Source organism: Enterovirga aerilata (assembly GCF_013044135.1).
GTDB lineage: Bacteria > Pseudomonadota > Alphaproteobacteria > Rhizobiales > Beijerinckiaceae > Enterovirga > Enterovirga aerilata.
Genome location: NZ_JABEPP010000005.1, coordinates 367,429 through 390,807 on the forward strand (window position 1 = coordinate 367,429; position 23,379 = coordinate 390,807).

Annotated in this window: 24 protein-coding genes; 12 read left to right on the forward strand and 12 right to left on the reverse strand. The window is 68.7% G+C overall.

All coding sequences use genetic code 11. The features are described from left to right. Positions 1–46: 46 nt before the first annotated feature. Positions 47–1,231: a cell division protein ZapE gene (gene zapE / locus HJG44_RS18940; RefSeq protein WP_171219876.1), complete on the reverse strand. Its 1,185-nt coding sequence runs from the start codon at positions 1,229–1,231 to the stop codon at positions 47–49. 181 nt (positions 1,232–1,412) lie between these two features. On the opposite strand from zapE, the gene HJG44_RS18945 reads away from it, so the two are divergent. Further along, entirely contained in the window at positions 1,413–1,679 is a 267-nt protein-coding gene (locus HJG44_RS18945; protein WP_171219877.1) for a hypothetical protein, read from the forward strand. Between the two features lie 45 nt (positions 1,680–1,724). On the opposite strand, the gene HJG44_RS24290 is transcribed toward HJG44_RS18945, so the two are convergent. The 7 genes from HJG44_RS24290 to HJG44_RS18980 all read right to left on the reverse strand — a co-directional run bounded on the left by HJG44_RS24290 (position 1,725) and on the right by HJG44_RS18980 (position 7,778). Continuing rightward, entirely contained in the window at positions 1,725–2,066 is a 342-nt protein-coding gene (locus HJG44_RS24290) for an AprI/Inh family metalloprotease inhibitor (protein WP_346767206.1), read from the reverse strand. Positions 2,067–2,415: 349 nt separating this feature from the next. Beyond that, positions 2,416–3,198: a succinate dehydrogenase iron-sulfur subunit gene (locus HJG44_RS18955; RefSeq protein WP_171219879.1), complete on the reverse strand. Its 783-nt coding sequence runs from the start codon at positions 3,196–3,198 to the stop codon at positions 2,416–2,418. Further along, positions 3,198–3,497 (reverse strand): virulence factor, encoded by a 300-nt coding sequence (locus tag HJG44_RS18960; protein WP_171219880.1) that lies wholly within the window; start codon positions 3,495–3,497, stop codon positions 3,198–3,200. Before HJG44_RS18960 ends, HJG44_RS18955 begins: the two co-directional genes overlap by 1 nt. A gap of 57 nt (positions 3,498–3,554) precedes the next feature. Next, complete coding sequence (gene sdhA / locus HJG44_RS18965) at positions 3,555–5,402, reverse strand: succinate dehydrogenase flavoprotein subunit (protein ID WP_171219881.1); 1,848 nt, start codon at positions 5,400–5,402, stop codon at positions 3,555–3,557. 120 nt (positions 5,403–5,522) lie between these two features. Further along, positions 5,523–5,942: a succinate dehydrogenase, hydrophobic membrane anchor protein gene (gene sdhD, locus HJG44_RS18970; protein WP_171219882.1), complete on the reverse strand. Its 420-nt coding sequence runs from the start codon at positions 5,940–5,942 to the stop codon at positions 5,523–5,525. A gap of 11 nt (positions 5,943–5,953) precedes the next feature. Further along, positions 5,954–6,364, reverse strand: a complete 411-nt coding sequence (gene sdhC, locus HJG44_RS18975; protein WP_171219883.1) for a succinate dehydrogenase, cytochrome b556 subunit — start codon at positions 6,362–6,364, stop codon at positions 5,954–5,956. 133 nt (positions 6,365–6,497) lie between these two features. Beyond that, on the reverse strand, positions 6,498–7,778 hold the full coding sequence (locus HJG44_RS18980) for an SLC13 family permease (protein ID WP_171219884.1): 1,281 nt from the start codon (positions 7,776–7,778) through the stop codon (positions 6,498–6,500). A gap of 101 nt (positions 7,779–7,879) precedes the next feature. On the opposite strand from HJG44_RS18980, the gene HJG44_RS18985 reads away from it, so the two are divergent. The 11 genes from HJG44_RS18985 (at position 7,880) to HJG44_RS19035 (ending at position 19,696) form a co-directional block, all read left to right on the forward strand. Continuing rightward, positions 7,880–8,779 carry a LysR family transcriptional regulator gene (locus HJG44_RS18985; protein ID WP_171219885.1) on the forward strand — a complete coding sequence of 300 codons (900 nt, stop codon included), beginning with the start codon at positions 7,880–7,882 and terminating at the stop codon, positions 8,777–8,779. A 151-nt stretch (positions 8,780–8,930) separates the two neighbouring features. Further along, positions 8,931–10,319 carry a pilus assembly protein TadG-related protein gene (locus HJG44_RS18990; RefSeq protein ID WP_281411543.1) on the forward strand — a complete coding sequence of 463 codons (1,389 nt, stop codon included), beginning with the start codon at positions 8,931–8,933 and terminating at the stop codon, positions 10,317–10,319. 112 nt (positions 10,320–10,431) lie between these two features. Continuing rightward, entirely contained in the window at positions 10,432–10,932 is a 501-nt protein-coding gene (locus tag HJG44_RS18995) for a PTS sugar transporter subunit IIA (protein ID WP_210261219.1), read from the forward strand. Between the two features lie 123 nt (positions 10,933–11,055). After that, positions 11,056–14,007 (forward strand): monovalent cation/H+ antiporter subunit A, encoded by a 2,952-nt coding sequence (locus tag HJG44_RS19000; protein WP_171219887.1) that lies wholly within the window; start codon positions 11,056–11,058, stop codon positions 14,005–14,007. After that, entirely contained in the window at positions 14,007–14,351 is a 345-nt protein-coding gene (locus HJG44_RS19005; RefSeq protein ID WP_171219888.1) for a Na+/H+ antiporter subunit C, read from the forward strand. The genes HJG44_RS19000 and HJG44_RS19005 overlap by 1 nt, the downstream gene beginning before the upstream one ends. Then, positions 14,351–15,958 (forward strand): monovalent cation/H+ antiporter subunit D, encoded by a 1,608-nt coding sequence (locus tag HJG44_RS19010; protein ID WP_171219889.1) that lies wholly within the window; start codon positions 14,351–14,353, stop codon positions 15,956–15,958. The genes HJG44_RS19005 and HJG44_RS19010 overlap by 1 nt, the downstream gene beginning before the upstream one ends. Beyond that, positions 15,955–16,443 carry a Na+/H+ antiporter subunit E gene (locus HJG44_RS19015; protein ID WP_171219890.1) on the forward strand — a complete coding sequence of 163 codons (489 nt, stop codon included), beginning with the start codon at positions 15,955–15,957 and terminating at the stop codon, positions 16,441–16,443. Before HJG44_RS19010 ends, HJG44_RS19015 begins: the two co-directional genes overlap by 4 nt. After that, complete coding sequence (locus HJG44_RS19020; RefSeq protein ID WP_171219891.1) at positions 16,440–16,721, forward strand: K+/H+ antiporter subunit F; 282 nt, start codon at positions 16,440–16,442, stop codon at positions 16,719–16,721. The genes HJG44_RS19015 and HJG44_RS19020 overlap by 4 nt, the downstream gene beginning before the upstream one ends. Then, positions 16,718–17,143: a monovalent cation/H(+) antiporter subunit G gene (mnhG, locus tag HJG44_RS19025; protein ID WP_171219892.1), complete on the forward strand. Its 426-nt coding sequence runs from the start codon at positions 16,718–16,720 to the stop codon at positions 17,141–17,143. The genes HJG44_RS19020 and mnhG overlap by 4 nt, the downstream gene beginning before the upstream one ends. 253 nt (positions 17,144–17,396) lie before the next feature. Then, a complete protein-coding gene (mtnA, locus tag HJG44_RS19030; RefSeq protein WP_171219893.1) occupies positions 17,397–18,497 on the forward strand; it encodes an S-methyl-5-thioribose-1-phosphate isomerase in 1,101 nt (366 codons plus the stop codon). Continuing rightward, a complete protein-coding gene (locus HJG44_RS19035) occupies positions 18,494–19,696 on the forward strand; it encodes an adenylate/guanylate cyclase domain-containing protein (protein ID WP_171219894.1) in 1,203 nt (400 codons plus the stop codon). Before mtnA ends, HJG44_RS19035 begins: the two co-directional genes overlap by 4 nt. Here the strand turns inward: HJG44_RS19035 and HJG44_RS19040 are convergent. The 4 genes from HJG44_RS19040 to HJG44_RS19055 all read right to left on the reverse strand — a co-directional run bounded on the left by HJG44_RS19040 (position 19,592) and on the right by HJG44_RS19055 (position 23,342). After that, positions 19,592–20,734 (reverse strand): MaoC family dehydratase, encoded by a 1,143-nt coding sequence (locus tag HJG44_RS19040; RefSeq protein ID WP_171219895.1) that lies wholly within the window; start codon positions 20,732–20,734, stop codon positions 19,592–19,594. The genes HJG44_RS19035 and HJG44_RS19040 overlap by 105 nt on opposite strands. Before the next feature lie 11 nt (positions 20,735–20,745). Continuing rightward, positions 20,746–21,843: a redox-regulated ATPase YchF gene (ychF, locus tag HJG44_RS19045; RefSeq protein ID WP_171219896.1), complete on the reverse strand. Its 1,098-nt coding sequence runs from the start codon at positions 21,841–21,843 to the stop codon at positions 20,746–20,748. Between the two features lie 243 nt (positions 21,844–22,086). Beyond that, entirely contained in the window at positions 22,087–22,668 is a 582-nt protein-coding gene (gene pth, locus HJG44_RS19050) for an aminoacyl-tRNA hydrolase (RefSeq protein WP_171219897.1), read from the reverse strand. Positions 22,669–22,727: 59 nt separating this feature from the next. Next, a complete protein-coding gene (locus tag HJG44_RS19055; protein ID WP_171219898.1) occupies positions 22,728–23,342 on the reverse strand; it encodes a 50S ribosomal protein L25/general stress protein Ctc in 615 nt (204 codons plus the stop codon). Between the last annotated feature and the right edge of the window lie 37 nt (positions 23,343–23,379).

Here is a 23,379-nt window from a genome sequence, read left to right on the forward strand (position 1 = left end):
ATCCGTCAGGTTCATCGGCCGCGGCGCACCCCTGCGCCGCGGCCTTCTACGTTTCCACGAGACCCGTCGTGTCGCCCGAGACGGCGTGGCCGCGGCCGCGCGGCAGGGCGAGGTAGTCGCGCGAGCGCATCTCGTGCAGGCGCGAGACGGTGCGGGCGAACTCGAAGGCCTCGGTGCCCTGGTCCGCGCGGTAGAGTTCGTCGGGCTCCGCCTCCGCGGAGGCGAAGAGCTTGACGTGCCTCTCGTAGAGCACGTCGATCAGCGTGATGAAGCGCTTGGCCTCGTTGCGCCGCTCGGGGCCGAGGCGCGGGATGCCGTCGATCACCACCGAGTGGTAGGCCCGCGCGACCGCGATGTAATCCGAGGCCCCGAGCGGCCTGCTGCACAGATCAGCGAAGCTGAAGCGCGCGACGCCCATGGCCTGGGCGGGCACTTCGACCGCGCGGCCCTGCACCGTCAGCGTCGCGGGCTTCGGCCGGACGCCGCCCGTCAGCCGGGCGAAGAGCCTGTCCAGCTCCGATCGCGCCGCCGCATCCGCGGGCGTGAAGTAGGTCGGTGTCTCGCCGATCTTCTCCATCCGGAAATCCGTCCTCGCGGCGAGATGGCGGACCTCCATGCGGTCCTCGATCAGCGCGATGAAGGGCAGGAAGAGCGCGCGGTTCAGTCCGCCCTTGTAGAGATCGTCCGGGGGCACGTTCGAGGTCGCGACCACGACGATGCCAGCCTCGAACATCGCCCTGAACAGGCGCGACAGGATCATGGCATCCGCGATGTCGGTCACCGCGAACTCGTCGAAGCAGAGTACCCACGCCTCCTTGGCGAGGGCCGCCGCGACGGGCTTGATGGGATCGTCGCCCTCGACCTCGCCGCGCTTCAGCTTCTGGCGCCAGTCGTGGATTCGCGCATGCACCTCCGCCATATAGGCGTGGAAGTGGGTGCGCCGCTTCCCCGGCACGGTCAGGCTCTCGTAGAAGAGGTCCATGAGCATCGTCTTGCCGCGGCCGACGCTGCCCCAGAGGTAGAGGCCGCGCGGCAGGGGCTCGGCCTTCTGGCCGAACAGCCATCCGAGGGAGCTGGACTTCCGCGCGAGCCGACGGCTGTTGAGGGTCGCGCTGAGCCGATCGAGCAACCGCACGATCTCCCGCTGTGCGGGATCGCTCTCGATCGTGCCCGATTTTGCCAGGGCGTCGTAGCGGGACGCGACTGCGCCCGGGGCCAAAGGATGTGTCATCTCGCTGCCCGAGCCGATTAGCTCCGGCTCCGCTGCAACGCAAACGGGCGACGGACGCGAGCCTCCCGGCGGACCAGCAAGCGCTGCGTGCGGCAGCGCACATGCAGCGAACGCAGGCCACCCTATCTCACCGCCATCAGTCCGGCGCTGGATGCATGAGGTGCCGGCCAGGGAGACGAAGATGCGTAAGACGATGATCGCGCTCGGGACGGCGCTCCTGCTCGCGCCCGCGGCTGCCTCCGCGCAGAGCGCGGCCGAGAATTTCAGCTACCGGGAGCCTTCCGGCATGTTCGGCGAAGGTCATGCCAAGTGGCAGCTCTACAAGTTCATGCACGAGGACCGCGAGCGGCGCGAGCACCTGCAGCCTGGATTGGCCACCGGCTCCGTCGGCCCGGCCAGCCCCGCCGTGCCGCCGAGGAGCGAGCGCGGCTTCCGGCGCACCCGCTGATCCTCCCGCCCGGCATCGGTCCCGTTTCGGGGCCGACGTCGGGCCTCAGCGCGTCAGCGTGAGCGGCGCGCCTGATTTCGCGAGCACGCCGGAGAGCTCGCCGGCCCCGCCCCGCAGCCGCGCGGCCACCGAGCCGCCCGGCTGATACAGATAGACCTCGCCCTCGCGGTAGTCCCAGGCGGTGATGCGGCCGAGATCCCGGTTCTGGCACCCGGCCGAGGACGCCTTGTAGAGGTCGAGCGACGGCGAGCTCGACAGGCTGATGCGGCAGGTCGAACCGGCCGCGTCCCGTGCCGTATAGGTACCGACGAGGCCGGACCGGGTCGCGCCGGGAGAGGCCGGGGCCGGAGAGGTGCGGGTGCCGGGTTCGGCGGGCACCGCCGGCATGCTCGGCACATCCGCCACGACCGTGCCCGAACCCGAAGCGCCTGCGCCTGGCGGCGGCGCGAGCGGCTCGGAGATGACCGAGCCCGACGGCACGGCCTCGACGGGCGGTGGCTCGTTGGCCTGGACTGGCGGGGACGACGGCCGCGCAGCCGCGCTGCGAGGGCCCGCGCCGCCGAACCGCTCCGACGCGCAGCCCGCGAGACTTGCCCCAGCCGCCAAGAGGAGGACAAAGCGCCCTAGCCGACCGATCATTCTGTGCCGCCCATCTGGCCCGTCCTCGAATCCGTCGGGTCGGAGCCGCGCCGTGAATAGCGGATTTCGCGGATGACGACAGCCGTCGTGCGAGCGGCTAGACCGCGCGGGCGATCATCATCTTCTTGATCTCGGCGATGGCCTTGGCCGGGTTGAGACCCTTCGGGCAGGTATTGGCGCAGTTCATGATGGTATGGCAGCGGTAGAGCCGGAACGGATCGTGCAGGTTGTCCAGCCGCTCGCCCGTCGCCTCGTCGCGCGAATCGGCGAGCCAGCGATAGGATTGCAGCAGCGCGGCCGGGCCGAGGAAGCGATCGCCGTTCCACCAGTAGCTCGGGCAGGAGGTCGTGCAGCAGGCGCACAGGATGCACTCGTAGAGGCCGTCGAGCTTGGAGCGCTCCTCGGGGGTTTGCCGCCACTCGGTCTCGGGCGCCGGCGTCTCGGTGTGCAGCCAGGGCTCGATCGAGGCGTGCTGCGCGAAGAAGCTCGTGAGATCCGGGACGAGGTCCTTGATCACCGGCATGTGCGGCAGCGGATAGATCTTGATCACGTCCGCCTTGCAATCGTCGATGCCGAGCGTGCAGGCGAGCGTGTTCTCGCCCATGATGTTCATGGCGCAGGAGCCGCAGATGCCCTCGCGGCAGGAGCGGCGGAGAGTCAGCGTCGGATCGACCTTGTTCTTGATCCAGAGCAGCGCGTCGAGGACCATCGGCCCGCAATCGTCGCGGTCGACATAATAGGTGTCGATGCGCGGGTTCTGCCCGTCATCCGGATTCCAGCGGTAGATGCGGAACTCCTGGACGCGCTTGGCGCCGTCCGGGCGAGGCCATTTCCTGCCCTCCGTGTATTTGGAGTTCTTGGGAAGCGTGAACTGGGCCATTAATCCTCGTCCTCGTCGTCGAGGGCAGAAAGGAGATCGTTGTTCTCCTCAATTCTCAGCATCCGGATATCTCGGACAGCCGGTTTGAACCAAGGATAACGCTTCGCGAGGCGCTGGACGACGCGCACGCAACGAACGGCATCAACCGTGTCATCGCCAAAATAGGCGCTGCCCTGCTTCCACTCGAACCCGCGCGAAGTGAGGTAATTCCTCACATCGGCGTAAGCGTTATTCCACGACGAGTTCGGATAGAGCTGCTTCAGCGTCTCTGTGTCGAGATCGAAAACGATCGCGTACACGCGCCCCCCTGTCCGGCTGTTGTGTCCGATAGATGGTCTGGAAGCCATAGCCACGGACTAATACACCCTCGCCTTGGGCTCGATATACGAGATGTCGTTGGACATCGTGTAGGTGTGCACCGGGCGGTAGTCGATCTTCACCTCGTGCGTCGTCTCGTCGACCCAGGCCAGGGTGTGCTTCATCCAGTTCTGGTCGTCGCGGTCCGGGAAGTCCTCGCGGGCATGGGCGCCGCGCGATTCCTTGCGGTTGGCGGCGGATTCCATCGTCACGACGGCCTGCAGGATGAGGTTCTCGAATTCGAGCGTCTCGATCAGGTCCGTGTTCCAGACGAGCGAGCGGTCCGTGACGCGGATGTCGGCGGCGCCGCGCCAGACGTCGTGGATGAGACCCCTGCCCTCCTCCAGCACCTCGCCGGTGCGGAAGACGGCGCAGTTGTTCTGCATGGTGCGCTGCATCCTGTCCCGGAGCACCGCCGTCGGCGTGCCGCCGCTGGCGTGGCGCGCCCGATCGAGGCGGGCGAGCGCCTTGTCGGCGGAGTCCTTCGGCAGGTCGGGATGCTTGCCGTTCGCCTCGACGATCTCGGCGCAGCGCAGCCCCGCCGCACGGCCGAACACGACGAGGTCGATCAGCGAGTTCGAGCCGAGCCGGTTCGCGCCGTGCACGGAGACGCAGGCCGCCTCGCCGATCGCCATCAGGCCGGGCACGATGTGGTCGGGGTTGTTGCCCTGAAGCGTGACGACCTCGCCGTGATAATTCGTCTGCACCCCGCCCATGTTGTAGTGGACGGTCGGGATGACCGGGATCGGCTCCTTGGTGACGTCGACCCCAGCGAAGATCTTGGCGCTCTCCGAGATGCCGGGCAGGCGCTCGTGCAGGATCTTCGGGTCGAGATGATCGAGATGCAGGTAGATGTGGTCCTTGTTCTTGCCGACGCCGCGGCCCGCCCTGATCTCCATCGTCATGGAGCGCGAGACGACGTCGCGCGAGGCCAGGTCCTTCGCGGACGGGGCGTAGCGCTCCATGAAGCGCTCGCCCTCCGAATTCGTGAGATAGCCGCCCTCGCCGCGGGAGCCCTCGGTGATCAGGCAGCCCGAGCCGTAGATGCCGGTCGGGTGGAACTGCACGAATTCCATGTCCTCGAGCGGCAGGCCGGCGCGCAGCACCATGGCATTGCCGTCGCCCGTGCAGGTATGGGCGGAGGTCGCCGAGAAATAGGCGCGCCCGTAGCCGCCCGTCGCCAGGATCGTCATCGAGGCCCGGAAGCGGTGGATCTCGCCGGTCGCCATGTTCAGGGCGACGACGCCGCGGCAGCGGCCTTCCTCGTCCATGATCAGGTCGATGGCGAAATATTCGATGAAGAAGTTCGTCTGGCTGCGGACGGCCTGGCCGTACAGCGTGTGCAGGATGGCGTGGCCGGTCCGGTCGGCCGCCGCGCAGGTGCGCTGTGCGATGCCCTTGCCGAACTCGGTCGTCATGCCGCCGAAGGGCCGCTGGTAGATCTTGCCTTCTTCCGTCCGGGAGAACGGCACGCCCCAATGCTCGAGCTCGTAGACGGCCGCGGGCGCGTTGCGGACGAGGTACTCGATCGCGTCCTGGTCGCCGAGCCAGTCCGACCCCTTCACGGTGTCGTACATGTGCCAGCGCCAATCGTCCGGACCCATGTTGCCGAGCGAGGCCGAGATGCCGCCCTGCGCCGCGACCGTATGCGAGCGCGTCGGGAACACCTTCGTAATGCAGGCGGTGCGCAGGCCGGCCTGGGAGCAGCCGACCGTCGCGCGCAGTCCCGCGCCGCCCGCGCCTACCACCACCACGTCGAATGTGTGGTCGATGATCGGGTAGGCGTCGCCGTTGATCTTCGGGGCGGCGGCCCCGTTGCCGTTCGTGGCTGAGCCGTTGGTGGCCATCTCAGTGCTCCTTCGTCATTGCGAGGAGGCGAAGCCGACGAAGCAATCCATCCGAAGCGCCGGCGCCTCTGGATTGCTTCGCTTCGCTCGCAATGACGGCATGGGTCTCAGGTCGGTCGTTTAGGGCAGCGGGACGCGGCCGAAGCTGATCTTCAGGATGGAGAACAGGCAGGCCGCGGCGATCACCGCCGCGAAGAAGTTGTTCGCGATCACCGAGACGATCTTCCAGCCACGGTCGTGAACGTAATCCTCGATGATGATCTGCATGCCGAGGCGCATGTGGTTCGTCACCGAGACGACGCAGAGGACGAGGAGCAGCGCGACGAAGGGATTGGAGACGATCCGGATCACCTCCGGATAGGGCTGCCCGGCAAGGTTCGCCACGATGATCACGAAGGCCACGATCAGCGGGATGTTGGATATCGCGGTGACGCGATGCAGCCACCAATGCTCGACCCCGTGGTGGGCGGCACCCAGCCCTTTCACCCGCGAGAGCGGGGTGCGCATGTCGACGCGCGTATCGGCCCTGTTGTCTGCCATATGTCTCGTCCTCAGCGCGTCAGAAGCGCCACGACCCAGATCAGGACCGTGAGCGTCACCGAGCCGATCAGGGTGAACCGCGCCATCTGCATGCGCGTGCCCGGCTCCATGCCGTGGCCGAAATCCCAGACGAGGTGGCGCACCCCGCCGAGCAGGTGATGCATCAGCGCCCAGGTATAGCCGAACATGACCAGCAGCCCGATCGGCGTGCCGAAGAACCACGACACCCGGTCGTAGGCCGCGGGCCCCGAGGCCATCGCAAGCAGCCAGACCGCGACGAGGACGGTGCCGATATAGAGGGCGCTGCCCGTCGCGCGGTGGAAGATCGACATCGCCATCGTCCAGGTCCAGCGGTAGATCTGGAGATGCGGCGAGAGCGGCCTCGGCACATCGCGCGCAGCCTGGGCTTTCGCGTCGGCCATCAGGGACTCCGGAACTTAGAGTGAGAACGGGTCGAGTTTGGAAGCGTTCCTAACGGAGCCCCGGAGGTGCTGCAACGCGGCAAGTGCCTGGTCGACCACATGCCAGTTATGCTGCCGGGTGCTGCGCCGCAGCTCATGGCAGGGCTCCGATCACCCGCCACCAGCCATAGGCGAGCGGGGCCACGAGGACGAGCGAGGTCGCCCCGAAGGCGAGCGTCAGACGGGCCGCCTGGGCCATCGGCACGCCGCCCAGCTCCGAGGCGACGACGATAGGCGGCGCCTGGTAGGGGAGAAAGACGGTCGAGAAGCCGACTACCTGGATCATCAGCACCGTCAGGAGGGGAAGCTCGGTCGCGCCCGCAAGGTCGCCGGCGAGGGCCGTATAGAGCGCCGGTGCTCCGTTCGCCGTGACCGCCAGCGTCAGCGCGGTCGAGATGCCGACGAGCGCCGCGAAGTTCTGCGCGACCGCGCCCGGCGCAAGCGGCGCGACGGACAGGAGCGCGCGGCCGATCACGCCGGCAAGCCCCGATTCGGTGACCACTGCGATCAGCCCGATCACACCCGCAATATAGAAGCAGATGCGCAGGTTCACTTGGCTGAAGGCTTCCGCCGGCAGCACGCCGATGCGCGGCAGGATGCAGACGACCGCGGCCGCAAGACCGATCCAGGCCGGCTGGATGCCATGCAGGCTGTCGGTCACCCACAGGAGCAGGGTCGCCGCGAGCACGAGTGCCAGCCGCCGCTCCTCCGCCGACCAGGGCCGGGAGCTCCCATCGCCCGCATGGCGCGTCACGCGGTCCGGAAAGAGCCGGCAGATCAGACCGACGAGCAGCGCGCCCTTCACGAGCGCCAGGACCGGAGCATGCAGGACGAGGTAGGGCAGGTATCGCAGCACGACGCCGTGCAGCGTCTCGGCCGCGCCCGCCATCACGAGGTTCGGCACGTTCGCGGGCAGGATCGCGGCGGAGAGGATGGGGGTCGCGACGCCCACAGCGAGGACCGCCCCCGACCGGCCGGGACTGCCGGGGGCGAGCCCGAGCTCGTCGGAGAGCGCCAGCACGATCGGGACGAGAAGGGCGACGCGGCCGAGGTTGGACGGCATCACGAAGGCGAGCGCGAAGGCGAGCGCCACGAGGCCGCCGATGAAGATCGGGTAGGATCCGGAGAGCGGCCGCGCGAGACCGCGCGCCATCCTCGCGCCGAGGCCGGTCCGGGTCATCGCGGCCCCGACCACGAGGCCGGAGAGCACGAGCCAGAAGGCGGAGGAGGCGAAGCCGGAAAAGATTGTCGCGGGCGGCGCGAGCTTCGCGAGCGTCGCGGCCGCAAAGAAGCCGAGCGTCGCCACGATCTCCGGCACCAGCGCGCTCGCCCAGAGGAAGAGCGTGGCGGCCGCGATCACGCCCGCGACCATCATTGAAACAATTCTACCTTCGTCATGCACGAAGCCATTGAACCGCTTCTGGCAGGCGTGCAATCCTGAATCACCGAAAATAGCCTTCGCGAACGGCGAAGCCCATGTTTCATTTCGACCTGAAGGACCTGAACCTGTTCCGCCACGTGGTGGAGGCCGGCTCGATCACGGCAGGGGCGGAGCGCGCGCATCTCGCGCTCGCCGCGGCCTCGGCCCGGATCCGCGCCATGGAGGGGCATCTCGGGGCGGCCCTCCTCCTGCGCGGCCGCAGCGGCGTCACGCCGACGGCGGCAGGCCGCATCCTGCTCCAGCACGCCCGCACCATGCTGACCCAGGCTGAGCGTATGCGCGAGGATCTGGGCGCCTTCGCGGGCGGCAGCGCGGGCGAGATCCGGCTCCTGTCGAACACCAACGCGATCCTCGAATTCCTCCCCGACGCGCTCGGCGCCTTCCTGTCCGCCCATCCGCGCATCTCGGTGGTGCTGGAGGAGCGGCTTTCGGACGAGATCGTCGGGCTCGTGGCCGAGGGGGTCGCGGATATCGGGATCGTGGCCGGGACGGTGCAGACGGGCGCCCTCGAGACCTTTCCGTTCCGATCCGATCGCTTCGTGGTCGTGACCGGCCCCTCGCATCCCCTCGCGGAGCGGGACGGCGTCGACTTCGCCGAGGTGCTCGATCACGACCTCGTCGGCCTCGACCGGTCCAGCGCCCTGCAGCGCTTCCTGTCCGCCAAGGCGGCCGCGCTCGGCCGCACGATCCGGCTGCGAGTCCAGCTCAGGAGCTTCGACGGCGTCTGCCGGCTCGTGGAGGCGGGCGTCGGCCTCGGCATCATCCCGGAGACGACCGCCCGACGCGCCCAGAAATCCGCCGCGATCCGCATCGTGGCGCTCGCGGATCCCTGGGCCGCGCGCGACCTCACGATCTGCCTGCGCGGCTACGCCTCGCTGTCGCCCTCGACGAAGATGCTGGTCGACCATCTCCGGGCACCGGACGGCAGCAGGTGACCGGAGAGGCACGGCGGTCCGGACGAAGCGCCGGATACTTGCGTCGGTCCAGGCTCCATCATTCCGCATACCGCTTCTTAGATGTTTGCTGAAAGGCTCGGGCCGCAATCGTGAGCGGATCTGGTCCTTGTTCGAGCAGCTTCGTGCGTCCTTGACACGCTTCGGCGATCAAAGCGGCGGCGTTCTCCTCCTTGTCGGACTGGGCGCCCCCATGATGTTCGGCTTCGTCGGCGTGGCCGTCGACTATGCGACCTGGACGAACCAGGCGGCCAAGCTGCAGCAGGCGGCGGACGGCGCCGCCTTGGCGGCCACGCGGGAGCTGCAGCTCGGAAAGCCCGACGACGCACGGCTCCACGCGATCGTGTCGGGCTATGTCGAGAGCAAGATCCACCGCGGGCGCGGGGACGGACCGGTCTCGGTCGTGACCAAGCGGCTCGGTGCGCAGCCGACCGGCACCAGCCCCTCGGCGGGCGCCGCATCGGCGAGGCGCGGCGTGCAGGTGACGCTGAGCCAGCGCAAGAACGCGATCATGAGCCGGCTCGTCACGCCCGCTCTCACCGACATCGTCGTCGACAGCGTCGCTCTCGTCAGCAACGGAACGCAAATCTGCGTCATCGGCCTGGACGAGAGCGCGGCCGACACGATCAGGCTTGCCGACCGGGCGAAGCTCGCAGCGCCGAACTGCTCCGTCTATGCGAACTCGGTCAACCCGGTGGCGGTCAGGTCGGAAAACAACGCGCAGCTGACCTCGAAGCTCACCTGCTCGGCGGGCGGATACCGGCAGTCGAGTTCGTTGAACTTCCAGCCCTCCGCGCCGATGACGGACTGCCCGAAGGTACCCGACCCGCTCGTGGAGCGTCCGCCGCCGCCGGTCGGGTCCTGCCTGTTCACGTCTCTGCTGCGCCTGGAAAGACTGACCAGGACGCTTCTGCCGGGGACCTATTGCGGCGGCCTCGTCATCGACAAGGGCGCCCAGGTGACTATGCTGCCGGGAATCTACGTCATCAAGGACGGGCCTCTCATCGTCGGGCCGGGCGGCTTGGCCAGGGGCGGCGGTGACGACGACGACGATGATGATGATGATGACGACGAGGGAGGTGGCGGAGCCGCCAACAAGGGCTTTCTCCGCGGCAACAACGTCGGAATCTACTTCACGGGGACCGTGAAGCCGGAAGCCGACGGAAAGACCCGCGTGCTCAAGTTCATGAAGGATTCGGTGGTCGAGCTCACCGCTCCCAGGGACGGACCGATGGCCGGCCTGCTGATCCACGAGGACCGCAACGCCCCGCCGGACCGCCGCTTCGAGGTCTTGTCGGACATGGCGCGCCGGCTCGTCGGAACGATCTACATCCCGAAGGGGATTTTCAGCATCAGCGCGAACCAGTCCGTCGCCGACCAGTCGGAATACACCGCCATCGTGACCAAGCGCCTCGAACTCCTGCAGGGACCCAACCTCGTCCTGAACACGCGCTACGGCGATACCGACGTGCCGGTCCCGGAGGGTATCGGCCCGAACGGAGCGGTCCGGCTGGAGAGGTAAGCCCCGAGGGCCAAAGCGCGGCGGCGCTTCGACCGGCGCGTCACGCGCACCGGCCCCGGAGAGCGCCGAACGCAGCGGACCGCGAGCTAGCCTGCGGAGGTACAAGGACGCTATGATGCCGGCCGTGATGTACGATTTCTCGTCCTCGGACATTCGTCTCGGAGTCGAGGCGCAGAACAAGCACGATCTCCTGGACCTGCTGGCGGGGGAGGCGGCAAGCCGCCTCCAGCTGCCGGAGAGCGAGATCCTGGACGCCTTGGCGACGCGGGAGGAGCTCGGCTCCACCGCGCTCGGGAAGGGGGTGGCCCTTCCGCACGCGCAGCTTCAGGAGGCGGAGCGGCCGGTCGTTCTCTTCGCTCGCCTGCGGCGCGCGATCGAGTTCGACGCGCGCGACGGCGAGCCGGTCGATCTGGTCGTCCTGTTCCTCTGGCCCAAGACCGCGACCAAGGCCCTGCTCGGCACCATGGCGGAAATGTGCCGCGTCCTGCGCGAGCCGACCCTTCTCCGCAAGCTGCGCCGAGCCGAGCGACCGGACGAGATCGCCAAGCTGCTCAACGAGCAGCTCGCGGCCACCGCTCTCCGGCATGAGCCGGATGAGGATTTCCCGGTCTGACCCTGTTCGGGGCTGCGCGGGCGCACCAGGCTCTCGGCAGTATTCTCGAAGGGGTATCGCGGAACGGGGCACTCCGCTTAGACAGGAGCTGTCGCCCGCGCCGAACCCGATCCGCAGGAGGTTATGTCCGCTTCGCTTCTCCTTCTCCTGGTCCTGCCGTTTGCCGGCGCGATCGCTGCCGGGCTCCTGCCAACCTATGCCCGCAACGCGGCCTCCTGGCTCGCCGGAGCCGTCGCGCTCGGCTGCCTGGCCGTGGTCTGGGGAACGTTCCCGACGGTGCTGTCCGGCAGCACGGTCCGATACGAGGCGGAGTGGATGCCCTCGGTCGGGCTCAGCTTCGTTCTCCGGATGGACGGCCTGGCGTGGCTCTTCAGCGGGCTTGTCACGGGCATCGGCGCGCTCGTGGTGCTCTATGCCCGCTACTACATGTCCGACGAGGACCCGGTCCCACGCTTCTTCGCGTTCCTCCTGGCCTTCATGGGCTCGATGACCGGGGTGGTGATCTCGGGGAACCTGATCCAGATCGCGTTCTTCTGGGAGCTGACCAGCCTCTTCTCGTTCCTGCTCATCGGCTATTGGCATCAGTCCGCCGCAGCCCGGGACGGCGCACGCATCGCGCTGACGGTTACCGCGACGGGAGGGCTGGCGCTCTTCGCTGGCATTCTCGTTCTCGGGCACATCGCCGGCAGCTACGACCTTGATGCCGTCCTGGCCGCCGGCGAGCGGATCCGCTCGCACCCGCTTCACCTCCCGGCGCTGATCCTGATCCTGCTCGGCGCTCTGACCAAGAGCGCCCAGTTCCCGTTCCATTTCTGGCTGCCGCACGCCATGGCGGCTCCGACCCCGGTCTCCGCCTACCTCCATTCCGCGACGCTGGTGAAGGCCGGCGTCTTCCTGCTCGCCCGGCTCTGGCCGGTTTTCGCGGGGACCGACGGGTGGTTCTGGATCGTGGGCACGGCGGGGCTCGTGACCCTGGTGCTCGGCGCCTATATCGCGATCTTCCAGCACGACCTGAAGGGGCTTCTGGCCTATTCGACGATCAGCCATCTCGGCCTGATCACGCTGCTCCTCGGGCTCGGCACCGAGCTCGGGCTGGTCGCCGCCGTGTTCCACATGATGAATCACGCGACCTTCAAGGCCTCGCTCTTCATGGCGGCCGGCATCGTCGATCACGAGACGGGGACGCGCGACATCCGCAGGCTGTCCGGGCTGAGCCGTTCGATGCCCTTCACGTCGCGCCTGGCGATGGTCGCGGCGGCCGCGATGGCGGGCGTTCCGCTCCTCAACGGCTTCCTGTCGAAGGAGATGTTCTTCGCCGAGGCGCTCTCCGCGCCGGCTCCCGTTCCCCTGCTCCTCGATGTCCTGCCGCTCGTCGCCGTCATTGCGAGCGCGTTCAGCGTGACCTACTCGCTGCGCTTCATCCATGGAGCGTTCTTCGGGCCCGACCCCGTCGACCTGCCGCGCCAGCCGCACGAGCCTCCGGCCTGGATGCGCTTCCCGGTCGAGATCCTCGTCCTGACCTGCGTCCTGGTGGGGGTCGTTCCCGGCGCGACGGTCGGACCCTTTCTCCACACGGCGGTGCAATCGGTCCTGGGCGCGGCCACGCCCGAGTACAGCCTCGCGGTCTGGCACGGTTTCAACCTGCCGCTCCTCATGAGCGGGATCGCGCTGGTGGGCGGCATCCTGCTCTACATGGCCCTTCAGCCTCATCTCTGGAAAGGCATAGACGGACCGCCGCTCCTGCGCGCCTTCGAGGGCCGCCGGATGTTCGAGCGCACGATGGTGTTCCTGTCCTGGCGCCTCGCACGCTCGGCGGAGCGGGTATTCGGAACGCGCCGTCTGCAGCCGCAGCTGCGGCTCATCCTGTGCGTGACGCTGCTCGCCGGGGTCTCGGCCGTGCTCCTGCGCGGGGCCGGCCCGGGGAACCTGACCCCGTCGCATGTGGATCCGGTTCTGGCCTGCGCCTGGGCGGTGGGCGGCGCCTGCGCGCTCGGGGCGGCCTGGAAGGCCAAGTATCACCGGCTCGCTGCGCTCCTGCTGGTCGGCGGGGCCGGGCTTGTCACCTGCCTCACCTTCATCTGGTTCTCCGCCCCGGACCTCGCGCTGACCCAGCTCCTGGTCGAGGTGGTGACCACCGTTCTCCTTCTTCTCGGGCTGCGCTGGCTGCCGAAGCGCTTCCAGCTTCCGGGCCGGGCCGGGCCGGAGGTGATACCTCGGACGCGGCGCCTCGCCGATCTGAGCATCGCGGTCGCGGCGGGCCTCGGGATGGCCGCGCTCGCTTTCGGCGTAATGACGCGAATGCCTCCGGACCTGCTGGCGCGGCACTTCATCGAGCGGGCTTACACGGAGGGCGGCGGGACGAACGTCGTCAACGTGATCCTCGTCGATTTCCGCGGCTTCGACACGCTCGGAGAAATCACGGTCCTCGCTGCCGTCGCGCTGACCGTCTACGCGCTCCTCCGGCGCTTCCGCCCGGCGGCCGACAGCGTCGACGTGCCGGAGCAACAGACCGCCCAGAGCGCATATGATCGGGAGCGGCCGGATCGGCAGGAAGGCGACACCGTCGCCGACTGGCTGCTCGTACCCTCGGTGATCGCGCGGCTGCTGTTCCCCATCATCGCGCTTGTGGCGCTCTACCTGCTGGTCCGCGGGCACGACCTGCCGGGCGGCGGCTTCGCGGCGGGCCTCACCGCCTCGATCGGGCTGCTCCTCCAGTACATGACGAGCGGGACGCAGATCACCGAAGCGCGCGTCCAGGTCCATCCGCTGCGCTGGATGGGGCTCGGCCTGCTGCTGGGGGCCGGGACGGGCCTCGGCGCCTGGCTCGTCGCGCGCCCCTTCATGACTACGTATTTCGGCTATGCCGAACTGCCGCTGGTCGGGAAGGTCCCCGTCGCGAGCGCGCTTCTCTTCGACATCGGCGTGTTCATGCTCGTCGTCGGTGCGACGGTGCTGATGCTCATCGCGCTGGCCCACCAATCGCTGCGCGGCCACCGGGCGGCGCCGCGCCGTCCACAGATGCGGGAACCCGATCTGGCCGAGGCACCGGCCGTCGGACGCGCGAGGGAGGATTGATGGAGGCGATCGTCTCAATTGCGATCGGCATCCTGACCGGTTCGGGCGTGTGGCTCCTGCTCAGGCCGCGGACGTTCCAGGTCATCATCGGGCTGTCGCTGCTGTCCTATGCCGTGAACCTCTTCATCTTCTCCACGGGCGGCCTGCGCATCGGGGCCCCGCCCATCCTCCAGCGAGGAGAGGCGGGAACTCTGGCTCAGTATGCCGACCCGCTTCCGCAGGCGCTCGTCCTCACGGCGATCGTGATCAGCTTCGCGACGACGGCGCTCTTTCTGGTCCTCCTCCTTGCGGCACGAGGCCTGACGGGGACGGACCATGTCGACGGGCGGGAGCCCGAGCGGTGATGTCCTGGAGCGACCACCTGACGATCGCGCCGATCGTCATTCCGCTTCTCGCCGGCATCCTGGCGATCCTCCTCGGCGAGCGGCGCCGGGCGCTGGTCACTGCGATCGGGCTCGCCTCCGTCCTGGCGCTCGTCGTCCTCAGCATCGGGCTCGTCCGCATCGCGGGCGGCGACGAGGCGGGGGTCGTGCGCGTCTATCGGCTCGGCAACTGGCCCGCCCTGTTCGCGATCGTCCTGGTGCTCGACCGCCTCTCGGCCCTGATGGTGCTGCTCACGAGCCTTCTCGGGCTCGCCGCCCTGGTCTTCTCGCTCGCCCGCTGGCACCGGGCGGGGGCGCATTTCCACCCGCTGTTCCAGTTCCAGCTGATGGGGATCAACGGCGCCTTCCTGACCGGCGACCTCTTCAACCTCTTCGTCTTCTTCGAGGTGATGCTGGCTGCCTCCTACGGGCTCGCCCTGCATGGCTCGGGCACGGCCCGCATCAGGGCCGGCCTGCACTACATCGTCGTGAATCTCACCGCGTCGCTGCTGTTCCTCATCGGGGTCAGCATGATCTACGGGGTGAGCGGCACGCTCAACATGGCCGACCTCGCCGTCCGCGTCCCGGCGGTGGCGGCCGAGGACCGCGCGCTGGTCGAGACCGGCGCGGCGATCCTCGGCATCGCCTTTCTGGTGAAGGCGGCCATGTGGCCCATGGGCTTCTGGCTGCCCGCGACCTACTCGGCCGCGAGCCCGCCGGCCGCGGCGATCCTGTCCATCCTAAGCAAGGTCGGGATCTACGCGATCCTGCGCCTCTGGCTCATGCTGTTCGGGGACGGCGCCGGCGCCTCCGCCGGGTTTGGCGGCACCTGGCTGTTCGCGGGCGGGCTCCTCACCATCGCGTTCGGCTCCATCGCGGTGCTCGCGACGCAGACCATGGCCCGCCTCGCCGGGGCGGTCGTGCTCGTCTCGTCCGGGACCCTGCTCGCCGCCATCGGAGCCGGCCAGGTCGCGGTCACGGGTGGCGCGCTGTTCTATATGGCGAGCGCGGTGCCGGCGATCGCGGCCTTCTTCCTCCTCATCGAGCTGGTCGAACGTGGGCGGGAGGCCGGCGCGGACGTGCTCGCGGTGACCCGTGAGGCATTCGGCACCGGGGAGGACGAGGATGCCGAGGAGGAGGTCGGGGTCGCCATCCCGGCTACCGCGGCGATCCTGGGCATCAGCTTCATCGGCTGCGCGCTTGTGATCGCCGGCCTGCCGCCGCTGTCCGGCTTCCTGGCCAAATTGGCGATCCTGATGCCGCTCGTCTCCGGAGCCGGCGGGATCGCGGTCGGGACATGGTCGCTCTTGGCGGCGCTCGTCCTGTCGGGGCTCGCCACCGTCATCGCCATGACTCGCGTGGGCATCGACGCATTCTGGGCGGCGCCGGCCGCCTCCATCCCGCGGGTGCGCATCGTCGAAATCGGCCCGGTGCTGCTCCTGCTTGCCGGCTGCGCGGCGCTCACGGTACGGCCTGCCCCCGTGATGGCCTACATGGACGCGACGGCCCGCGCCCTGCATTCGCCCCAGGCCTATGTCCGGACCATCTTCCCCGATGCGCGCCTGCCGACGCCCGGAGCCGCCCGGTGAGAAGACCGTTCTCATACCCGCTCATCCTGGCCGGCCTCTTCGGGACCTGGCTGATCCTGAACGAGAGCGCCGCGCCGGGAACCATCATCCTGGGGGCAGCGGCCGCCGTGCTGGCAGGCTCGGCACTCGCGGCCCTGCCGCCGCCGCGGACGAAGCTCCGGCGGATCGGCGTCGCGCTCAGCCTGATGCGGGACGTGTTCGTCGAGATCGTACGCTCCAACAACGCCGTCGCGCAGATCATCCTGGCTCCCGGCGCGGGTGAACGGTCCTCGGGCTTCGTCCGGATCCCGCTCGACACGCGCAACCCCGCGGCGCTGACCGCGCTGGCCTGCATCGTGACGGCCACGCCCGGAACGATCTGGGTCGAGTACGATTCCGCCGAGAGCACGATGCTCCTGCACGTCCTCGATCTGGTGGACGAGGAGGAATGGGTCAGGATCATCAAGGACCGGTACGAGACGCGCTTGATGGAGATCTTCTCATGACGGCCGCCATTCTCGACTGGGCCGTCTTCGCGGCGCAGATACTTCTCACGGCGGCAATGGCCTGCGCGGCGTTCCGCATCCTGCGTGGGCCGCGCGCACAGGACCGCGTGCTGGGCATGGACACGCTCTACGTCAATGCCACGATGCTGATCCTGACCTTCGGCATCCGGACCGGCAGCCAGTTCTACTTCGAGGCCGCGCTCATCATCGCGATGCTCGGCTTCGTCTCCACGGCGGCATCGGCGAAGTTCCTCATGCGGGGCGAGGTCATCGAGTGAACCACGCGGCCGCCCTTCCCGTCTGGGCCCAGCTCGCCGTCGCGTTCCTGTTGGTCGCCGGGGCCGGCCTCGCTCTGATCGGGTCCCTCGGCCTGCTCAGGCTGCGTACCTTCTACCAGCGGGTACACGCGCCGACTCTGGGCACGACGATGGGCATCATGCTCGTGCTCGCCTCCTCGATGATCTTCTTCACGGTGCTGGAGAGCCGCCTCGTGATGCACGAGGTGCTGATCGGCTTCTTCATGGTCGTGACGACGCCGATCACCCTGATGCTCCTGACCCGGGCGGCGCTGTACCGGGATCGCTCCGAACAGAGCGAGGAGGTGCCTCCCGCGGCTCCGAGCTACACCCCGGCGAGCGAAGGCTCTGGCGCTCAGGGTACCGCTTCCGGCCCGGCTGCGCCCTCGGGGCCGTCAGGGTAGCTCGGTGGATACCGGGAGAGTTCCTGGGGCTGCGGACACCGGGACGAGATCGGCCGATCCGATGCGGCGAAAGCCCGGGGCAGCCTTGCATCGCGCCCCCTTCGGGCGGCCGCTCGGGAAGCCGGGTTTTCGGAAGGCGGGTCTGGTAATCTACCGGATCGGGCCGGAACGTGCCGCGTCGGACCCGTCTTTCATGGCGGCCGTGACGTTGGTGCGATCACGCGCAGCTGCGAGGCAAGGTCGGGGAAGCGAATTGAACATCGACGGCCGCCCCACACGGACGATCTGGCTCGCCGATGACGGCGCGACCGTCGAGGTCATCGACCAGACCCGCCTGCCGCACCGGGTCTCGACCAAGCGGCTGGCGAGCCTGGCGGATGCGGCTGACGCGATCCGGACCATGGTGGTGCGCGGCGCGCCGCTGATCGGGGTCACCGCGGCCTATGGGCTTGCGCTCGCGATGCGCGAGGACGCCTCCGACGAGGGCATCTCGCGGGCGGTCGAGACGCTCGCTGCAACCCGTCCTACGGCCGTCAACCTGCGCTGGGCGCTGGACCGCATGGCGGCCGCCCTGACGCGTCCGGAGGTGAACGACCGCGTCGCGGCCGCTTACCGGCTCGCGGCCGAGATGGCGGACGAGGACGTCGCGACCTGCCGGGCGATCGGGGAGCATGGCGCGACGCTGATCCGGGACGCGCATGACCGGACCGGCCGCACCGTCAACGTGCTGACCCACTGCAATGCCGGCTGGCTCGCGGCGGTCGATTGGGGCACGGCGCTGGCGCCGGTCTATGTCGCGCACGATGCCGGCGTGCCGGTCCATGTCTGGGTCGACGAGACGCGGCCCCGCAACCAGGGCGCCGCGCTCACGGCCTTCGAGCTCGGCCAGCACGGCGTGCCGCACACGATCCTGGCCGACAATGCCGGCGGGCACATCATGCAGCACGGCCGGGTCGATCTCTGCATCGTCGGCTCGGACCGGACCACCGCGTCGGGCGACGTCGCGAACAAGATCGGCACCTATCTCAAGGCGCTCGCCGCCCGCGACAACGGCGTGCCGTTCTACGCCGCCCTCCCCGCCTCCACGATCGACTGGAGGCTCGACGACGGGGTCGCGGAGATACCGATCGAGGAGCGCGGCCCGCGCGAGGTGACCCACATGACGGGCCGGACCGAGACCGGCGATATCGTCACGGTCGAGATCGCCTCGCCCGGCTCGCCGGCCGCGAACCCGGCCTTCGACGTCACCCCGGCACGGCTCGTCACCGGCATCATCACCGAGCGGGGCATCGCTGCCGCAAGCCGCGAGGGACTTGCGAGCCTGTTTCCGGAACATGCGCCGAGGCCGCGATGAGCCATGCCGGCCCCGGCCCGGGGCTCGAGGCCGCGCTCCCGGCCATAAGGGACTGGATCATCCTCGAAGGCCTCGAGGGCACGAGCCTCGCCGCCCTGCTCGAAGGCTTCGCGAGGCGTGTGGTCGCGGCCGGACTGCACCTCTCGCGGGCATATCTCGCCTCGCCCGCCGTCCATCCCGAGATCCGGGCCGTCAACCTGACCTGGCGGCCGGCGACGGGCGTCATCCGCGAGGGGGTGGGGCACGAACGCTTTCCGAACGCCTTCGACACGAGCCCGATCGCGTTCATGCTGGCGAACAACATCGTCCGGCATCGCTGGCGGCTCGACAGCGCCGCCGGCCGGCAAGGCTACGCGCTGCTGGACGAGCTGCACGCCGAAGGCGATGTCGACTACGCGGCGCATATCGTGAAGTTCGGCGGCAGCGCCACGACGGCGATGCAGGGCGTCGCACTCACGGTCTCGACCGATCGGGCCGAAGGCTTCGCCCGGGAAGAGCTTGCCTTCCTGAACGCGCTCGTCCCGCCGCTCGCGCTCGCCGTGTACCGGGTCGCATTGTTCGACATGATGACGGCCATCCTCGACGCCTATATCGGCCACAACGCCGGGCGGCGCATCCTGGGCGGCGAGATCCGGCGCGGGCACGGCCACCGGCTCCCGGCCGCGATCCTGATCGCGGACCTGCGCGGCTTTACGGCCGCATCCGAGGGCGGCGGCGAGGAGCTGATCGCCAGGCTGGGAGAGCATCTCGGCGCCGTTGCCGAGCCGATCGAGGCCGCGGGGGGCGAGGTGCTTAAGTTCCTCGGCGACGGGCTGCTTGCCGGCTTCCCGATCGATGGCGAGCTCGGTCCAGGGGCGGCCTGCGCGGCCGCGATATCGGCCGCGATCGAGGCGATCTCCCGAAACGACGGGGTGAACGCCCGCCATGCCGCAGGGCCGGCGCTTCCGCTGGACATCGCCCTCCACCTGGGCGAGGTCTTCTACGGGAATGTCGGCGGCGGGGGCCGGCTCGATTTCACCGTCATCGGCCCGGCCGTGAACGAGGCAAGCCGGATCGAGGCCCTGTGCGGGATCCTCGACCGCTCGCTTCTCATGTCAGCCGATTTCGCCCGATCCTGCGGGCGGCCGACTGTCAGCCTCGGCCACCATCGGCTCCGCGGCGTGAGCGAGCCGCGCGAGATCTTCGCCCTGGCGGGCTGATCCGGCCGTCTCGGCCGGCACGTTGCGGCCGATGAATCCGCTCCCGTCGAAGGCGAAGACCTTCTCGCCCTCCTGGTTCCAGCCGGTGTTGTGGCTGAACGAGATGCCCCAGCCCGGGCGTGACGAGGAAATCCGCTTGCCGACGAGCGTCGTCGCGAACCGGATCGTGTCGCCGGCATAGACCGGCTTCAGCCAGCGCAGGTTCTTGAAGCCCGGCGACGGCCCGAAACGCGGCGGCTCACGACCGGCCGAATGGGCTTCCTCCAGGGCGGCCTGCCTGGCCTTCACCAGAAGCCGCATCCAGATCGCGGCGGTATGCCACCCCGATGCGGCGAGCCGGCCGAAATGGCTCTTCCTCGCCTCCTCCTCGCTCAGGTGGAACGGCTGCGGGTCGAACTGGCCCGCGAAGGCGACGATCTCCTCAGGCTCGAAGGTGTGCTCGCCAAGAAAGTCGGTTGCACCAATTTCCAGCGCGTCGAAGCCCCGCGCCATCTGCGACCCGCCATGCGACGGGGGCCGGAGCGCATCGAACACCTCCGCCGGCTTCTCCGGCCGCGCATCGTCATTCCGGCCTCGGGCCATGGGCTCCCCGGGGCTCCGGCGCTCGAACATGATGGGATTGGTCTGAGACATGACGACCTCGCCCGCGCCGTTCAGCGTCTCGAACCGGAACTGGACGACTCCCATCGCCGGGCGACTGCGCGAGGTCTTCGCCTCGAGGATCGTCTGCCGGACCGAGAGCAGGTCGCCGGGTAGAACCGGCCGCAGCCACTGCACCTCGTCGATCCCGGGGCTGCCCATGCTGGCTGCGCGAAGGAGCCACGCATCGCAGAGCATGCGCATCTGCATGGCGATGGTATGCCAGCCGGACGCGATCAGACGGCCGACGAAGGTGTCACGCGCGCTGTCCTCGCCGAGATGGAACGGCTGTGCGTCATAGGCGCGGGCGAAGGCGATGATCTCCCCGGCGGAAACGCTCTTGCCGCCGAAGGTGGTCACCGTGCCGGGAACCAGGTCCTCGAAATAGATCTCCGGCATGCCGCCCCCGCTCAGGTGTTGAAGCGGAAATGCAGCACGTCGCCGTCGGCGACAACGTATTCCTTGCCCTCAAGCCTCAGCTTGCCGGCGTCGCGCGCGCCCGCCTCGCCCTTGAGTGCGACGTAGTCGGGATAGGCGATGGTCTCCGCCCGGATGAAGCCCTTCTCGAAATCGGTGTGGATCACGCCGGCGGCTTGCGGCGCCCGCGTGCCCTTCGTGATCGTCCAGGCGCGCGCCTCCTTGGGGCCGACCGTGAAATAGGTAAGCAGGCCGAGCAGCTCGTAGCCGGCCCGGATGACGCGGTTCAGGCCGGGCTCGTCCAGGCCGACCGCCTCCAGATACTCCTTCTGCTCCTCCGGGGGCAGGACGGCGATCTCGCTCTCGATCTTGGCGGAGACCACCACGGCCTTGGCGCCTTCCTCCTTCGCCCGCTCGAAGACGCGGGCCGAAAAGGCGTTTCCGTCATGCGCGGAAGCTTCCTCGACGTTGCAGACGTAGAGAACGGGCTTGGAGCTGAGGAGGCCGAGGGAGGAGAAGAGCTTCTCCTCCTCGGGTCTGCGCTCCACGAGGCGCGCCGGCCTCCCCTCGCGCAGGAGAACCAGGGCGCGGTTGACGAGGTCGAGCGTCTCCTTCGCCTCCTTGTCGCCGCCGCGCGCCCTCTTCTCGAGGCTGATCACCCGACGCTCGAGGCTCTCCAGGTCCGCGAGCATGAGCTCGGTCTCGATCGTCTCGATATCGGCGATCGGATCGATCGCGCCCTCGACATGGGTGACGTCCGGATCCTCGAAGCAGCGCACCACATGGGCGATCGCGTCGCATTCGCGGATATTGGCCAGGAACTGGTTGCCGAGCCCCTCGCCCTTGGACGCGCCGCGCACGAGCCCGGCAATGTCCACGAAGGTCAGGCGGGTCGGAATGATCTCCTTCGAGCCCGCGATGGCCGCGAGCGTGTCGAGCCGCGGATCCGGGACCGCGACGTCGCCGACATTCGGCTCGATGGTGCAGAACGGATAATTCGCCGCCTGCGCGGCGGCGGTCTGCGTCAGCGCATTGAACAGCGTCGACTTGCCGACATTCGGCAGGCCGACGATGCCGCATTTGAAACCCATGGTCAGCTCAATGATGGGGCAGCACGTCCGACGGCGCCGCGTTGAAAGGATCTATGAGGGTCACGCCGCCGAAGCGAGCGCCGCTCGACATGCCTCGGGCAGGAAGCAGCGACGGCCACCCATTTCGGCCGGCCACAAGGAGGTAATCGGACCAGTCGAACCGGAAACGCGCGCGGGATCCGCCAAGCGACCTCGTGTCTCCCTGGAGTTAATGGCGCGTGCAGCGGCGAGCAAGGTTGATGCTCAGGCCTGCGCGCCGGACTCGGTCGCCAGATGGACCTTGTTCTGGAAGCTCGCATCGTCGCCCTTGGCGAGAAGTGCGGCATTCTCCGCGCAGGCGCGGACCACGTCCTCGACCCAGCCCCGCTCGGCCTTCGGGAAGTCGCTGAGCACGTAGCCGTGCACGAGGTCCTTGTGACCCGGATGGCCGATGCCCAGCCGGACGCGTTTGTAGTCGTTGCCGCAGAGCGCCGTGATGGACCGCAGGCCGTTATGGCCGGCATTGCCGCCGCCCACCTTCACGCGCACCTTGCCCGGAGCGAGGTCCAGCTCGTCATGGAAGACGACGAGATCGGAGAGGCCGAGCTTGAAGAAGCGCAGAGCCTCCGCCACGGAGCGGCCGGACTCGTTCATGTAGGTCTCGGGCTTCAGCAGCAGGACCTTCTCGCCGCCGAGCACCGCGTCCGCGGCCTGGCCCTGGAAGCGCCGTCGCCATGGCTGGGCCGCGTGGACGCGCGCCATCTCGTCCACGACCATGAAGCCGATATTGTGCCGGTTGCCCGCGTAGCAGGGGCCTGGATTGCCGAGCCCGACGAAGAGGCGCATCCCGCTCTCCCCGACCAGCTAGACAGAGAAGGATCGGGTGCCCGCGCGGGGCGCCCGGATCAGCTCGCCGCCGGAGCCGCTTCGGTCGCTTCCGGAGCCTCTTCCTTGAAGCCTGCCGGAACCGCGATCGTGGCGAGCGTGAAGTCGCGCTCGATCACGGGACGCGCACCGGCCGGCAGCGTGACGGCGGAGATGTGGAGCGAATCGTTGATGTCGAGCCCCTCGAGGCTCGCCTCGATCGCGTCCGGGATCTGGTCGCTCGGGACGATCAGCTCGACCGTATGACGCACGACGTTGAGCGTGCCGCCGCGCTTCAGGCCCCGGCAGTTCTCCTGGCCCACGAAATGGACCGGAACTTCAACCGTTATCGTCTGCCCTTCCGCCAGCCGCATGAAGTCGACATGGAGAGGAAGGTCCTTCACGGGGTCGAGCTGGTAGTCGCGCGGAATGACGCGGGTACGGTTGCCGCCCACGTCGAGCTCGAAGATCGTCGTCAGGAAGTGGCCCGCGAAGATCAGCTGGCGCATCTCGTTGCCGTCGAGCGCGATCGAGACCGCATCGGCGCCGCCGCCATAGATCACAGCCGGCACACGGCCCTGGCGCCGCTCCGCCCGGGCGCCGCCCTTGCCCGAACGCTCACGGGCAACGGCCTTCAGCTCTCTCACCGCACTCATCGCTTCTCTCCGAAACGTCGAAGGCCGCCATCACAAG